The 14984-nt window shown below is 67.1% G+C and carries 12 protein-coding genes; 4 read left to right on the top strand and 8 right to left on the bottom strand.

Features of this window, described 5'->3' with window-relative positions:
• Positions 1-18 precede the first annotated feature (18 nt).
• Both ACLBYA_RS04800 and ACLBYA_RS04805 read left to right on the top strand, forming a co-directional pair.
• Positions 19-7554: an aminotransferase class III-fold pyridoxal phosphate-dependent enzyme gene (locus ACLBYA_RS04800; protein ID WP_447708200.1), complete on the top strand. Its 7536-nt coding sequence runs from the start codon at positions 19-21 to the stop codon at positions 7552-7554.
• Between the two features lie 9 nt (positions 7555-7563).
• On the top strand, positions 7564-7947 hold the full coding sequence (locus ACLBYA_RS04805) for a nitroreductase family deazaflavin-dependent oxidoreductase (protein ID WP_447708201.1): 384 nt from the start codon (positions 7564-7566) through the stop codon (positions 7945-7947).
• Here the strand turns inward: ACLBYA_RS04805 and ACLBYA_RS04810 are convergent.
• From ACLBYA_RS04810 to ACLBYA_RS04845, 8 genes are read right to left on the bottom strand one after another with little or no spacing between them, the layout of a single operon-like run.
• On the bottom strand, positions 7931-8410 hold the full coding sequence (locus tag ACLBYA_RS04810) for a pyridoxamine 5'-phosphate oxidase family protein (RefSeq protein WP_447708202.1): 480 nt from the start codon (positions 8408-8410) through the stop codon (positions 7931-7933). The genes ACLBYA_RS04805 and ACLBYA_RS04810 overlap by 17 nt on opposite strands.
• 9 nt (positions 8411-8419) lie before the next feature.
• The gene (locus ACLBYA_RS04815) at positions 8420-8581 is read right to left on the bottom strand and encodes a hypothetical protein (protein ID WP_447708203.1); all 162 of its coding nucleotides are present in this window, start codon (positions 8579-8581) and stop codon (positions 8420-8422) included.
• A gap of 38 nt (positions 8582-8619) precedes the next feature.
• Positions 8620-9210 (bottom strand): TetR/AcrR family transcriptional regulator, encoded by a 591-nt coding sequence (locus ACLBYA_RS04820; RefSeq protein ID WP_447708204.1) that lies wholly within the window; start codon positions 9208-9210, stop codon positions 8620-8622.
• A complete protein-coding gene (locus ACLBYA_RS04825; protein ID WP_447708205.1) occupies positions 9197-10057 on the bottom strand; it encodes an oxygenase MpaB family protein in 861 nt (286 codons plus the stop codon). The genes ACLBYA_RS04820 and ACLBYA_RS04825 overlap by 14 nt, the downstream gene beginning before the upstream one ends.
• Positions 10058-10068: 11 nt before the next feature.
• Positions 10069-10971, bottom strand: a complete 903-nt coding sequence (locus ACLBYA_RS04830) for a metal ABC transporter permease (RefSeq protein ID WP_447708206.1) — start codon at positions 10969-10971, stop codon at positions 10069-10071.
• Positions 10968-11900 (bottom strand): metal ABC transporter permease, encoded by a 933-nt coding sequence (locus ACLBYA_RS04835; RefSeq protein WP_447708207.1) that lies wholly within the window; start codon positions 11898-11900, stop codon positions 10968-10970. The genes ACLBYA_RS04830 and ACLBYA_RS04835 overlap by 4 nt, the downstream gene beginning before the upstream one ends.
• The gene (locus ACLBYA_RS04840) at positions 11897-12643 is read right to left on the bottom strand and encodes a metal ABC transporter ATP-binding protein (RefSeq protein ID WP_447708208.1); all 747 of its coding nucleotides are present in this window, start codon (positions 12641-12643) and stop codon (positions 11897-11899) included. The genes ACLBYA_RS04835 and ACLBYA_RS04840 overlap by 4 nt, the downstream gene beginning before the upstream one ends.
• Positions 12640-13566, bottom strand: coding sequence for a metal ABC transporter substrate-binding protein (locus tag ACLBYA_RS04845; RefSeq protein WP_447708209.1), 927 nt, complete (start codon positions 13564-13566; stop codon positions 12640-12642). The genes ACLBYA_RS04840 and ACLBYA_RS04845 overlap by 4 nt, the downstream gene beginning before the upstream one ends.
• Positions 13567-13698: 132 nt before the next feature.
• Here ACLBYA_RS04845 and ACLBYA_RS04850 point away from each other — a divergent pair, with 132 nt between their 5' ends.
• The gene (locus ACLBYA_RS04850; protein WP_447708210.1) at positions 13699-14292 is read left to right on the top strand and encodes a hypothetical protein; all 594 of its coding nucleotides are present in this window, start codon (positions 13699-13701) and stop codon (positions 14290-14292) included.
• 257 nt (positions 14293-14549) lie between these two features.
• A partial coding sequence (locus ACLBYA_RS04855; protein WP_447708211.1) for a DUF222 domain-containing protein occupies positions 14550-14984 on the top strand: 435 nt, incomplete at its 3' end.

Here is a 14984-nt window from a genome sequence, read left to right on the forward strand (position 1 = left end):
TGCTCGTGGAGACGTGTGATGACCATCCTCGTGCACCAGCTCGCTGACGCATTCGAGTCCCACGGCGAGGCCATCGCCGTCCGGCAGGGCGATGTCGCGACCTCCTACGCAGACCTGTGGCACCGGTCGGGACAGTGGGCCGGGCTGCTGTCGGCACGGGACATCCGCACCGGCGATGTGGTGGCGGTGGAGGACACCCGCACCCGCGAAACCATCACCCTGGTGCTGGCCTTGTGGCGCATCGGCGCGACGCCGATGCCGTTCGGGACCGATCTGCCGGCCCAGCGCCTGGGCCAGATGCGCGAGGTTGCACAACCGGCGCTCGCCGTGGTCGCGACGGAGACCGGCCGGCAGCTGGTGGCCGGCCTCGCGCAGATCGACCTGGCCGCGATCGCGACGGCGTCCACCGACACCGCACCGGACACCGAGCTTTCCGGGGACGAGCTGGCCTATCTGTTGTTCACGTCGGGATCGACGGGCACCCCCAAGGCCGTGGCCATGCCGCTTCGCGGATTGGCTCACCTGATGACCTGGCAGGCAAGCCAGGGCCCCCGGGTCACCTGCCAGTACGCCCCGCTGTACTTCGACGTCGCGTTCCAGGAGATTCTGTCGACCTTCCTCGCCGGCGGCGAGCTGGTGCTCGTGGACGCGGACACCCGCCAGAATTTCAGCCGGCTCGCCGAGCTCGTCGTGGCGCGCGGCGTCGAGCGGCTGTTCCTGCCTACTGCGGCGCTGGACCCGTTCTGCCAGGTGACGACGGTGGCGACACCGAACCTGCGCGAGGTCATCGTCGCCGGTGAGCAACTGCACGTGACACCCGCGGTGCGCACCTTCTTCACGCAGAACCCGCAGGCGGTCCTGGGCAACCACTACGGCCCGTGCGAGACGCACGTCGTCACCGTGCACGACCTCACCGGTCCGGCGGCGGCCTGGCCGGACACCCCGCCTATCGGAGTGCCCCTGCCCGGGGTGACCATCCGGCTGGAGCCTCAGGACGGCAACGCGGGCGACGACATCGGCGAGCTGATCATCGAAGGGCCCTGTGTCGCCGACGGCTACCACCGCGCGCCGGAACGCACCGCCGAACGCTTCGGCACCACGGCCGACGGTGTGCGCACCTACCGCACGGGCGACCTGGTCCGCTGGAACGACGGTGTTCTCGAGTTCTGTGGCCGTGCCGATCGCCAGGTGAAGGTGCGCGGTTTCCGGGTCGAGATCGACGAGGTGGAAGCCACCCTGAAACAGCACCCGGCCATCGTCGGAGTTGCGGTGCTCCCCCACGCGGTGGGGGGCGAGACCACACTCGTCGCCTACTTGGTAGACCGTTCGGCGAGCGCGCAGGCGGGCCCTGAGAATCCGGTCGTGCGCCGGCACGAACCGACCTGGATCGAGTTCGCCGCCGAGAAACTGCCCGAGTACATGGTCCCGTCGATCTGGGTGGAGCTGACCGAACTCCCGGCGACCCCGACCGGCAAGGTCGACCGCCTCGCCCTTCCGCAGCCGCCGATGCAGCGCCCACCGCTGGCGGTCGGCTACCGGCCGCCGACCGGTCCGGTCGAACTCAAGGTGGCGCAGATCTGGGACCAGATTCTCGGCTTCAGCGGCTCCGGCGCCGACGACCCGTTCTTCGAGGCGGGCGGCAGTTCGCTGATGGCGACGCGTCTGGTGGCGCGGCTGAGTACTGAGCTCGGCGTCACCGTCTTCGTGTCGCGACTGTTCGAGGCACCCACCATCGGCGGACTGGCCCGAACCCTGCAGACCAATCACCCAGGCGAGGTGGCGGACTGGACCGGCGTCAGCAGCGCACCGGCCCCGGCGACCACTGCCGCCCGGACCGCGCCGCGGCCCGCGCGAACCACCGATCATCTGGCCATCGTCGGCATGTCCGCTCGGGTACCGGGTGCCGCAAATGTGGCGGCCTTCTGGCAGAACCTGCTCGACGGTGTCGACTCGCTACGGATCCTGTCGCCGGAGGAACTCGCCGCCGCCGGTGTCCCCGACGCCGTGGCGGGCCACCCGGACTATGTGCCCATCTCCGGCTGGATCGAGCACGCCGACGCATTCGACCACGCGTACTTCGGCTACACGCCGTTCGAGGCCGAGCGGATCGATCCGCAGCAGCGCCTGCTGCTGGAACTGGCCGTCGCGGCGTTCGACGACGCCGCGATCGCCACGGCACCGGGCGGACTGCGCGCCGGTATCTACGCCGGCGTCGCCGCCAACAGTTACCTCACGCGCAACGTCCTTCCGCACGACCAGGCGCACGAATTCGGCTTGGACTACACCCTTCTCGGCAACGACAAGGACTACGTCGCGACGCGCATCGCCTACAAGCTCGGCTTCACCGGGCCCGCGCTGACGGTTCAGACCGCCTGCTCCTCCAGCGGCGTGGCACTGCATCTGGCCTGCCAGGCACTGCTCAATGACGACTGCGACGTCGCGCTCGCCGGCGGCGCCGCGCTGCCCTGGCAGTACCAGCACGGTCACGAGCATGTGCCCGGCGGGGCGCTCAGCGCCGACGGCCGGATACGCCCGTTCGACGCGGCCGCCAGCGGCATGGTGCTGACCGCCGGTGGCGCCTGCCTGGTGCTGCGCCGCCTCGACGATGCGATCGCCGACGGGCACACCATCCACGCCGTCATCCGCGGGACCGCGCTGTCCAATGACGGTGCGGCCAAGGCGAGTTTCACCGCACCCGGTGTCCCCGGCCAGCGATCGGTGATCCGGACCGCCCTGGACCGCGCCGGCGTCAGCGCCCGCGATATCGGCACCCTGGAAGCGCATGGAACGGGTACCCCCGTCGGCGACCCGATCGAGGTATCGGCCATCACGGCGGCCTGGCGTGAGGACACCCCCGACGTCGGCTACTGCGCGATCGGCAGTGTGAAGAGCAATATCGGGCATCTCGATGCGGGTGCCGCCGCCATCGGCGCGATCAAGCTCGCCCTGATGGTGCGTGACGGTGAACGGCCGGCCAGCCTGCACTGTGACACCCCCAACCCGGAGTGCCAGTTCGAGCACACCCCGTTCGTCGTCAACGCCGCGCGAACGTCGTGGGCCAGTGACGGGCCGCGGCTGGGCGCGCTGTCCTCATTCGGCTTCGGCGGCACCAACTTCCACGCCATCTTCGAACAGGGGCCGGCACCGGCCTCCACCCCGGCCCGGCGGGGATGGCAGCTGCTGCGCCTGTCCGCCAAGACCGAGTCGGCGTTGGCGATCCAACAGTACGAGCTCGCCGACGCGCTGCGCGCCGAGATGTCACTGGCCGACGTCGCACATACCCTCACCGTCGGCCGCAACCGGCACAACCACCGCGCCGCGGTCATCGCGAGCACACCCGAGCAGGCCGCCGAACGTCTGCGCGCGCCCGCACACGTCGTCACCGGCAGCAACCCGATCGCCGATCCACATCTGGTGTTCACCTTCCCAGGACAGGGCCCGCAGCACCCCGGCATGGGGCGTCGCCTGTATGACACCGAACCGGTGTTCCGCAGTGCGGTGAACCAGTGCGCCGACATCCTCCTGGCCGAGATCGGTGTCGACCTACGGGAGCTGCTGTACCCCGCTGGCGACAGCGAGTCGGCGGCCGAGGCCCTGCGCAACACCCACCTCGCGCAGCCGGCGATCTTCGCGGTCAGCTACGCGACGGCGAAACTCTGGATGAGTTGGGGCCTGGCGCCGGAGACGATGATCGGGCACAGCGTCGGCGAACTCGTCGCCGCGACGCTGTCCGGCGTCTTCAGCCTGGATCACGCGCTGGCCATCATCGCCGAACGTGGACGCCTGATGGGGTCCATGCCCTCCGGCGGCATGCTGGCCGCGCGGATCTCCGAGGACGGTGTGCTGCCGTATATCGGCGACGGCGTCTCGGTGGCCGGGGTCAATTCGCCGCAGGTGACCATACTTTCGGGTCCGCACGATGCGCTCGACGCGGCGCGCGCGCGTCTGGAGGCCGACGGCATCGGAACGACACCGCTGCACACCAGCCACGCCTTCCATTCGGCGATGATGGACCCCGTCCTGGCACAGTTCGCCCACGCCGTCGGTCGGTACCCGCTCAACGCGCCGTCGATCCCGTTCTACTCCAGCGTGACCGGGCTGCCGATCACGGCCGAGCAGGCGCAGAATCCACAGTACTGGGCCCAGCAGTTGCGCGAAGCGGTCCGGTTCGGCCCGGCGGTGCAACACCTCGTCACGACGCCAGGCGCGGTGCTGCTGGAATGCGGCCCGGGACAGAACCTCACGACCAGCGCACGGCAGATCACCGGTGCCGTGGCGATCGCGTCGCTTCCGCATGCCGCGGTCACCGACGCCGACGATGCCGAGTACCTCGGTACCGCCGTCGCCCGACTGTTCGTCGCCGGCATCGAACTCGACGAACGCCGCTTCACGGCCGGCGAAACACGCACCCGGATCAGCCTGCCCGGCCATCCCTTCATCCGCACCCGGCACTGGCTCAACCCGGGCGAAGCCGCCATTCCGGTGGCGTCCTCGGCCGTCCGCGGCGCGGACGCGACAACGCCGGAAGCCGAGGAGGTCACCGAGCCCGCATCGACCCTCGACGCGGTGCGCGAACTGTTCCTCGACGTGGCCGGGGTGGAATTCGAGCCGGGCGATGAGCACGGCAGCTTCCTGGAACTGGGCTTCGACTCGCTGCTGCTCACCCAGATCACTTCCGCGCTGAACGCCCGAATGGGCACCTCGCTGAGATTCCGCCAGCTGTTGGAGGAGTTCTCGACGGCAGCCACCCTCGCTGCCCACCTCGACGAGCAGCTCAGCGCGGAACGCAGCGATGAGCCGGTCGCGATGACGCTGCGACAGGGCGCCAAAATCAAGACAACCGGCGACGAGGAGCTGACCCCGAAGCAGCGCCAGGCCCTCGATGCGCTCATCGCCCGGTACATCGAGCGGACCGGCTCCAGCCGCGCCTATGCCGATGAGCACCGCAGCTACCTTGCCGATCCGCGCGCCGTCTCCGGGTTCCGCCCGTTGTGGAAGGACCTTGTCTATCCGTTGGTATCGGCCAGCTCCCAGGGCCCGCGCTTCACCGATATCGACGGCAATTCCTACGTCGACCTGACCAACGGGTATGGGTCGAGCTTCTTCGGGCACCGGCCCGATTTTGTGGTCGACGCGGTGCACCGCCAGATCGACACCGACATCATCATCGGCCCGCAGAGCCCCATCGTCGGCGAGTCGGCCCGGCTGTTCACCGAGATGACCGGCCATGACCGGGTCACCTTCTGCAACACCGGGTCCGAGGCGGTGCTCGCCGCGATCCGGCTGGCGCGCACCGTGACCGGCCGCAACCTGATCGTGCAGCACGATGGTGACTATCACGGCATCAACGACGAGGTACTGGTCCGCGGCACCCCGAGCGGGCGGACCATCCCGGCGACACCCGGCGTTCCGGCCGAGAGCGTGGCCAACGTCCTGATGCTGGAGTACGGCAGCGAGAAGTCGCTGGAGATCCTGCGCAAACGCGCAAACGAGTTGGCGGCCATCGTCATCGAGCCCGTCCAGTCCGGTAACCCCGACCTGCAGCCGGCCGACTATATCCGCGAGGTGCGCCGCATCTGCGACGAGAGCGGTACCGCGCTCATCATGGACGAGGTCATCTGCGGGTTCCGGGTGCACTGGGCCGGCGCGATGGGGCTGTGGGGTGTGCAACCCGACCTTGCCTGCTACGGCAAGATCTTCGGCGGCGGCATGCCCGTGGGCGCCCTGGCCGGCTCGGCACGATTCATGGATGCCCTCGACGGCGGTGCCTGGCAGTACGGTGACGACTCGATGCCCGAGGTCGGTGTCACCTACTTCGCCGGCACCTTCGTGCGGCACCCGCTGACCATGGCCGTCGTGCTTGCCACGTTGCAGCACATGCAGGCCAACCCCGGTCTGCAGGAACAGGTCAGCCGGGCGGCCGAGGATCTGGTCGACCGCCTGCACGCGCTGTTCAAGTCCACCGGGCTGCCCATGCGTATCGGCAGGTTCGGCTCGCTGATGAAGCCGAAGTGGAAGCAGACGCTGGCATTCGGCGAACTGTTCTACTACTTCCTGCGCGAAGCCGGGATCAATGCCTGGGACGGGCGGCCCAACTACATCACGACGGCGCACGGCGAGGCCGAATTCGATGCCATCGTCGACGGATTCGCCTACGCCATCGAACAGATGAAGGCCGGCGGGTTCCTTGACGACGTCACACCGACCGCCGAACTGTACGGCGCGACGGTCGGCGAGGACGGCACGATCTCGTTGCCGTCCACCGAATCTCAGCGCGAGGTGTGGCTGGCGGCACGGTTCGTCGGCAACAACAGCGTCGCCTACAACGAGGGCCTGGACCTGAGCCTGGCCGGGCCGCTGGACAGCGAGGCGCTGTCGGGTGCGTTGCAGACCCTGTTGGATCGGCACGAATCGTTGCGGGCCCGGTTCTCCCGGGACGGGCGGCAGATGCTGATCGATCCGACGCTGACACTGGATCTGCCGGTACATGACCTGTCGGGTCTGGATACCGAGCAGCGGGCCGCCACGCTGACACAGCTGCGCGACCACGAGATGAGCGCCAAGTTCGACCTGCGCAACGGACCGTTGGCGCGGTTCAGGCTGGTGAAGGTCACCGCCGATCAGCATCATCTGCTGTTCGTCGCCCACCATGCCGTCTGCGACGGCTGGTCGGGGGCGGTGGTGCTCAGCGAGCTCGCGACGCTGTACTCGGCCCATGTCGAGGGCAGGCCGGTCGAGCTGGCGCCGGCGCCGCGGTATGCCGACTACAGCGCGATCGAGCAGCACTTCATGGGATCGCTGGAAGGTCGTCTGCACCAGGACTATTGGCTCAAGCAGCTGGCGGAGGTCCCCGCACCGCCGCAGCTGCCGCCGGACCTGACCGGTGCCGATGACGACCTGAGCGCGGCCCGGGTGGATCTGGCGTTGGACAGCGACCTGCTGTCCCGGTTGCGCACTGTCGGCAGCGCGCACGGTGCCAGCCTGGTCGCGACCATGCTGACCGGGTTCGCCGGGCTGCTGCAACAGCGCACCGGCCAAGACGATCTGGTGATCGGGTTGGCCGCGGCCGGGCAGTCCTTCCACGATCAGGGCAAGCTCGTCGGACACTGTGTAAATCTGCTGCCGCTGCGGTTGCAGGTCACCGGGGCCGATGTGTTCACCGATGTGCTGGCCGGTACCCGTGGCGCCCTACTGGACGCCTACGACCATCAGGGTGTCAGCATCGGCACGCTGCAGGAGAACCTGGAACTGCCCCGGGACGGCAACCGTCCGCCACTGGTCAGCGTGGTGTTCAACATCGACGTCCGCGATGACGACATCGCGCACACCGGGCTGACGGTCGAGTACGAGACGCTGGTGCGTCAGGCCGAGACCTTCGAGCTGTTCATCAACGTGGTGGACGACGGCAGTTCGATGATGCTGGAGGCCAGCTACCGGACCGCGCTGTACAGCGAGGAACTGATCACGGAGTTCCTGACCTCGTTCGTCGAGGTGCTGAGCAAGGCGTGCACCGACCCGAGTGAAACGATGGAGCAACTGACGGCCACACCATAGGATCTGGCCATGCTGCTAGCCCGCCGGCGTGCCGAATTCAACCGCAGATTCGTCAATCCCGTGGTGGAACCACTGGTCGGATATGTGCCGCTGTGGTCGGCGGTGGACCATGTCGGGCGGCGCAGCGGTAAGGAGTACCGCACACCGGTGACGGCCTTCCCCACCACCGACGGGGTCGCGGTGTTGCTGCCCTACGGCACCGATACCGACTGGGTGCGCAATCTGCAGGCGGCGGGCACCGGCAGGGTGGTGATAGACGGTCGCAGCCTGCTGGTGGACAACCCGCGGGTGGTCCCCCTCGCTGAGGCGCTGGCGGTGCTGCGCGGTCCGTGGCGGCGCGTGTTGCGCGTCCTGCCGGTCCAGTCGGCGCTACTGCTCACGCGCTCCAGCTGAGCACTGTCCCTTCGGCTTTGGTCATGATGGCGCCGGGCTGTACACGCAGCCGGTACGGCGTCAGGCGCAGTGCGGCGAACGCCGGCGAGGTCGGTGAGTCCCAGCCCGGGATTATGGTCGGGTTGTAACCCAACGGTTCGGGGGCGTCGATGAACTTGTTCCACACCGCTGTACGGGTCTCGTTGTCGAAGTACCACTCCACCAGGCAATCCGCGGCGCAGGTGTCATGGTTGGGCGCCCAGTAGTTCACCGAGACATACGGGTGGACGGCCAGATGTTGCTTCTTGACCGGTGACGGCACGGTTGCGACCCAGCCCAACAGATCGGTGCCGTCCCATTCCCAGATCGGGTGCAGCACCCGACTGCGGGGCTTGCTGTCAGCGTCCACGGTGGCCACCGAGGCCCACACGATGGAGTGCGCCATCTCGACGAAGGCGGGGGCGGTCTGCTCGAGTGCGGTCACCCCGCCAGTCTATTTGGCCTTGTCCTGGCCGTAGATCGGATTTCCGTCGTCATCCAGCCAGTCGTTGACCGCGGTCCCGGTCACGGTGCCGTTGCTACCGGGCAGGACGGCGGTGGGCCGGGGCTCGTCATAGTCGCCGGTGATCTGGTCGTCGGTGGTGTCTTTGCTCATGGGACACGGGCTGCCCGAATATGTGACCCACCAAACACTCAGGCGGAGACTTTGCGCACCGCCGCGGGCAGGCTGGGCAGGAAGTGCCTGGTCGCGAATATCCGGACGTCCTCGGCAGTCTGCAGCGGCTGCACGCTCGGTAACAGCAGCACCATGGCCGCGTAGCGCAGGATGGTGTCGGCCAGGTCGTTGACCGCGGGCGCGCCGATCCGCTCGGCGAACCCGTCCGGGAAGATCACCCGTAGCGCGGTAGCCATCCGCTCGACGGCCGCACCGTAATGGCGGTGCAGCAGTTCCTGCGCCAACGCCGGGTCGTCGAGGACCATCTGGTTGAGCACCCGGTGGCGCCGGAACCGCAGGATCGACAGCGTGAACGCCTCGACATAGTAATTCGATTGCGGTTTGGCCTGTTTGAGCTCCGCCGCGATATCGGCGAACAGGGCCACATTTTCACGCTCGATGACCGCGCCGACGAGTTCGTCACGGTTGGCGAAGCGCCGGTAGATGGTGGTGCGGCTGACCCCGGCCCGGCGCGCCACGTCGTCGAGGGCGACCTTGCGGAAGCCATGCCGCTCCAACTCGACGAGCGCAGCGTCGAGAATTGCCTCTCCGGCGTCAGCCCCTGGCATAGCCGGCTTGCGCGAACTTGCTGTAGCGCACCGACATCGGCAGCCGGTCCCAGACCCAGTTGACCGGCCGAGTGCGCCAGAACGCGGCGAACCGCTGGTAGTTGCGCTCCTGCCTGTCGGTCCACGGGATGCCGAGCAGGTCGCGGGCGCGCGGCGGGAGACCGCCTGCGGTGATGAAGGCGGCCGCCGGGTCGAAGACTGTCGCGATCATCGTCCACACGGTGGGGTTGACACCCTTCGGGCAGGGGAAGCCCTTGGTGACATAACCCACGCCGTATCGAGCCGACTTGTGCGGTACCGCAACCTCATTCATCATCCGGTCCCAGTACTGCTCGAACTCGGCGTAGGTCGCGGGCATCGGCCGGTCGCTGACACCGTAGCGGCGGTACCAGGTCTTGGACTCCAGATAGATCTGCTCACGTTCGGCATCGGTGAGCCGCTTCACGAAGGTGTCGGCGAAGTAGATGATCTGCTCGACGAAGGTGGCGTGCGCCCAGTAGTAGGTCTCCGGGTCGAGCGCGTGGTAGCGCCCGCCACCAGGCATATCGCCCTTGACGTGGTGATGGAAGTCGCGGACCTGGGTGCCGGCGTTCTGCTGCCCGGAGCCGTAGACCGTCTTGAAGATCGGCGGGATGGTCCGCTTGAGGCGTTCGGCGGTATCGGAGAAGAACGTGGAGTGATCCAGCACGCCCTGGCCGAGTTCGGCGAGCATGTTCTGCAGTACCGCAGGTCGGGGGCCGATGAGGTACATGCGGTTGTCCCCGAAGTACTTCCACACCAGCGAGTCGGGCCCCAGCGGCAGGGCATCGTCGAGCGCCTCAGGAGCGTTCTCGGCCAATTCGGTCATGCGGAACAGTGTTACAGATTTTGAACTTTGTTCCAATCGGGTGTGTCGGGGCTCACTCCCACCCGGTGCCTGCGCTTGCGGGCGAGGACGGTGCCGGTCAACACCGCCACGAAGGTCAGCCCGTAGAACACCGCCATCCCCGCACTGGTGGCGGCGTCGGCGTAGTAGGCGATCCAGAATCCGGCCACCGCTCCCCCGGCGGCGAACAGTGCGGTGAGCGCCAGCATGACCGACAGTCGGGTGCTGAGCAGGTACGCGGTGGCGGGCGGGACGATCATCAGCGCGATGACCAGGATGGCGCCGGCGGCGTTGAACGCGGCGGTCACGGTCACCGAGACCAGGAACATGAAGCCGGTGTTCAGCGCCGCCGACCGGATGCCGAGGCTGTCGGCGAACTGCGGATCGAACGTCGTCACCTTGAGCTTGGGGTAGCAGACGGCCAGGAACACGATGTTGACGGCGAACACGGCCAGCATGACGTACAGGTACGACGGGCCGATCGACGTGCCTTTGACAGAAAGTTGTTGGAAGGCAGCGAGGTTCAGATCTCCGACCAGTACGGCATGGGTGTCCAGGTGCACGTTGGCAAAGTTGAGCGTCACCAGGATGACACCGGCGCTGAACAGTGCCGGGAAGATCAGCCCCTGCGGTGAGTCGCCGGTGAGCAGGCCGGTGCGAGTCAGCCATTCGCTGCCCAGCACGACGATCACCCCGGCAACGGCGGCCCCGACGATCAGCAGCGGCGAGTCGAGATCGTGGGTGAAGAAGTAGCCGACGACGATCCCGGGCAGCACGGCATGGCTGATGGCATCGACCAGCATGGAGTTGCGGCGTAACACCACAAACGCGCCGGGCAGCGCGCAGGCCACTGCCGTCACGACCGCCAGCAGGGTGGTGCCGAGGACAAAATTCATTGTGCGCCTTCGGCCGTGAGTTCGCGCTTCAGCGCAGCCCGGGCCCGCGTCCGGCCGATCACCCGGGTGATCACGCTGCGCCGCGGCGAGAGGAGCAGCGAGATGACAAAGATCGCGAACAGGGTCAGCACGATCAGCGGCCCGGTGGGAATCTTGCCGCCGATGATGGACAGATACGCGCCGACCCCACTGCCCACCGCACCGAAAAGTGCCGACAGTCCGACCATTCCGGGCAGCGTGCGGGTCCACTGCCGGGCCGCCGCCGGCGGCGTCACGACGAACGCGACCATGAGCACCAACCCGACGGCCTTCACCCCGATCACCGTGGCGATGACGATGGTGGTGAACATCAGGGTGTCGATACCGCGCGCACCGAACCCGAGCACCGTGGAATGGTCGGGATCGAATGTGCGCAGCGCAAATTCCTTCCAGAACACCGTCATCAACACTAGTGCGAGCCCACCGACGGCGATGCTGGTGGTCAGGTCGGTCATGGTGATCACCGAGGCGTTGCCGAACAGATAGTCCTGGATGCCACCCTTGCCGGGCAACGAACTGTTGGTCACGACCCGCATCAGCAGCATGCCGGTGCCGAAGAAGATCGTGAGTGACACCGCCATCGCGGTGTCGATCCGGATCTTGGAGGTACGGGCGACGGCATTGGCGAACAGCACCGCGATCGTGCCGATGACGACCGCGCCGACGATGAGCCCGAGCATGTTGCGTCCGTCGGCGCCGAAAACCACCGTGGCCGTGAGGAACGCGAGCAGCGTGCCGGGTAGCGCCGCATGCGAGATCACGTCGCTGATCAGCGACTGTTTGCGCAGGTAGGCAAAACTGCCCAGCGCGCCCGCGACCAGCCCGATCACCGAGGTTCCGAAGAACACCATGCGGTAGGTGTGGTTGGAGAGGAACTCCACCAGGCTCACGGGGCGAACTCCGCGAAGGCGTCATCCGCGGTCACCTCGTAGGCGGTGCGGACGTTGGCGAGTGTGAAGGCCTCGTCGACCGGGCCGCTGGCGACGATCCGCCGGTTCAGCAGGGTCACGTGATCGCAGTAGTCCCGGACGGTGGCCAGGTCGTGGTGCACGATGACGACGGTCTTGCCCTGCCCACGCAGCGAGCGCAGGACGTGGCCGATCGCCTGCTGGCTCTTGGCGTCGACACCCTGGAACGGTTCGTCCATGAAGTACAGATCGGGGGCCTGCACCAGGGCGCGAGCCAGGAACACCCGTTGCCGCTGACCGCCGGAAAGCTCACCGATCTGCCTGGCCGCCAGGTCGGCCATGCCGGTCTGTTCCAATGCGGCCTGGGCACGTTGCCGTTCGCTGCTGCCCGGCCGGCGGATCCAGCCGAGCCCGCCGTAGGTGCCCATCGTGACCACGTCGAGCACGGTCGTCGGGAAATCCCAGTCCACACTTGAGGACTGCGGCATGTAGCCGATTCGGCGACGGACCCGGTTCAGCGGGCGGCCGAAGAACTCCGTCGTCCCGGTCAGCGGTTTGACCAGTCCGAGCATCGCCTTCATCAACGTCGATTTGCCGGCACCGTTGGGCCCGACGACACCCATCACCACCCCGGTGGGCACCCGGAAGTCGACCCCGCGCAGTACCGGATCGAGCCGGTAGGCGACACTGAGGTTTGTTGTGCGGCAGGCCAGTTCGTCGGTCATCGCTGGGACACCGCCAACGCGTCGGCGACGGCCCTGGCATTGTGGGTGAACACACCCAGATAGGTGTCGACACCGGGATCGGCACCGAGGGAGTCGGCATAGAGTTCCTTGTCGGAGACCTCGACGTTCCAGCCGCGGGCCCGGACGGCCTCCTTCAAGCTGGTGATCGCCTGCGGGTTGGCCTGGTTGTCCTGGAAGATCACCGGCACCCGGTGAGCGGCGATCAGGTCGGCCAGATCGGAGAGTTGCTCGGCACTCAACGCGGCCTCGGTCGACACGAAATCCGTTGCGCGAACGGTCAGGTCATAGGTGTGGCCGAAATAGTTGAAGGCGTCGTGACCGGTGATCAGGATGCGCGGTTGCGGTACGGCCGCGAGCAAGGCGGCGGCCTCATCGGCGGTCGCCTCGATCCTTGTCCGATAACTGTCGGCGTTTCTGCGGTAGGTCTCGGCATTGTCCGGGTCGATCTCGCCGAGTTTGTCGGCGACGTAGCCGACGACCCGCGTCCAGGCTTCGGGGCTGTTCCAGATGTGCGGGTCGTGCAGCGGGTTGCCCTCGTCGTCGGTCTCGGGCCAGGCCAGCAGCATGTCGTCGGGCAGTTGATCGCCCACCGCGAGCTGACGGTCGCCGAGGCTGCCCAACTGGTCGATCATCTGCGCCTCCAGGTGCAGTCCGTTCCAGAGCACGACATCGGCGTTCAGGATGGTCTCGATATCCCGCGTCGACGGTTGATAGGTGTGCGGATCCCCACCCGGGCCGACCATCGTGGTGACCCGGGCTTCGGGAGCGATGTTGGCGACCGCGTCGGCGAGATATCCGGTGGTCGCGTAGACCGTCAGGGCGCCGTGGTCCCGGTCGATGGATGCGCATCCCGCCAGGACCAGGCCGACGACCAACGCGGCGGCGAGTCTGCACATCCGCATCGACGACTCCATGGCTCAGGATTATTGAACATAAAAGTTCGGGCTGTCGAACTTTTCGGAAAGCGTACTACATCGACTCTGGGACACCGCATAGTTGCGAACGCAAAAACGACGGATCTAAGGTGTGGTTCTGTGCAGAAGACACTGAAGACCTTCGCAAGCGCATTGTTGGCCGGCGGGTTGCTCGTCGGGTGTGGCAGCCAGTCAACCGAACCTCAGGCGGCGCCCTCGGCCACCGAATCAACCGCACCGGCACCCACCACACTGACCATCGAGACGGTCGAGAACGCCAATTCGACCCTCGAAGAATTGGCCGGTGCGCAGCTGGCCGACATCCAGGTGCAGTCGATATCGATCTCGCCGAGTGGCAACCTCAGCGTCGATGCTCTGGACCCCGGCAAGCCGACCGAACTGAACCAGTACGTCGCCTACCCCGACGGCCGCACCGACGTCCGCCCCTACGACTACGGCGGCGCAGAGAAGTACGACGCCCTGCTGGCCACACTGTTCAGCGCCGACCTGGTCGATCCCGAGACGATGGTGAGCGCCTGGGAGGACTCCTTCAACCGGGTCCAGGGCGACCGGGCCGAGATGGACGCCAGCGGCGTGACCGTGGCCTGGGACAACATCAACGGCGTGGTCGAGATGTACATCGTCAACGGCCCGGAGCGCGATCGCCAGACCGTCTACTACGACCCGACGGGCGCCTTCCTGCGCGTGTCCTGATCACTCGCGCGCATTTCGGGTGAGGCAACGACCTGCCGGCCGTGAGCGGTATCGGTGAGTGCGTCCAGGTGAATGGCGTCGAGGTGGGCATCGACGTGGGATGTCACGATCGTGGTGCCCTCTCGTGCGGTGGATGACAACCCCGCAGGGGGTCAATCAGACGGTGAGTCATCACCAGCGGCAAACGGTCAGGTCCATCCTCACCCCGGTCCGCGTCATCAGAATCAATGTCACACCCCCCTGGCATAATCGCACACATGTTCGAAGATCGTGGGGATCCGGGTCAGCTCTCCGATGCGGCGCTGATCGCTGCGTTGCAGACCGCAACCCGTGCCGAATCGAGTGAGGCGGCGTGGCGTTTGGCGCTGGTCGCCGAGGTCACAGCCCGGCATTGCGATGACGAGGACGACACCTCGGCGCATAAGCTCATCGATGGGTGGGCGTTGGCCAAGGCGCAGGTCTCGGCGGCCTGCAACCTGGGGCCGCAGGCCGCGAGCACCCAGATGCGTATCGGGGTCGCCCTGCGCGAACGGCTACCGCAGACCGCGGCGGTCTTCGCCGACGGTGCGGTGTCGGCGAAAGTGATCAATGCGATCACCTGGCGCACCCACCTGGTCACCGACCCCGACGCCCTAGCCTCGATTGATACCGGGATCGCCGAGAACGCCCACCAGTTCGGCGCCTTATCGGAG

The organism is Mycobacterium sp. C31M (genome assembly GCF_053345865.1).

Bases quoted from the DNA above. Each gene is read 5' to 3' on its own strand.
- ACLBYA_RS04800 (WP_447708200.1), top strand. From the start codon at position 19: ATGACCATCCTCGTGCACCAGCTCGCTGACGCATTCGAGTCCCACGGC.
- ACLBYA_RS04805 (WP_447708201.1), top strand. From the start codon at position 7,564: ATGCTGCTAGCCCGCCGGCGTGCCGAATTCAACCGCAGATTCGTCAAT.
- ACLBYA_RS04815 (WP_447708203.1), bottom strand. From the start codon at position 8,581: ATGAGCAAAGACACCACCGACGACCAGATCACCGGCGACTATGACGAG.
- ACLBYA_RS04820 (WP_447708204.1), bottom strand. From the start codon at position 9,210: ATGCCAGGGGCTGACGCCGGAGAGGCAATTCTCGACGCTGCGCTCGTC.
- ACLBYA_RS04825 (WP_447708205.1), bottom strand. From the start codon at position 10,057: ATGACCGAATTGGCCGAGAACGCTCCTGAGGCGCTCGACGATGCCCTG.
- ACLBYA_RS04830 (WP_447708206.1), bottom strand. From the start codon at position 10,971: ATGAATTTTGTCCTCGGCACCACCCTGCTGGCGGTCGTGACGGCAGTG.
- ACLBYA_RS04840 (WP_447708208.1), bottom strand. From the start codon at position 12,643: ATGACCGACGAACTGGCCTGCCGCACAACAAACCTCAGTGTCGCCTAC.
- ACLBYA_RS04845 (WP_447708209.1), bottom strand. From the start codon at position 13,566: ATGCGGATGTGCAGACTCGCCGCCGCGTTGGTCGTCGGCCTGGTCCTG.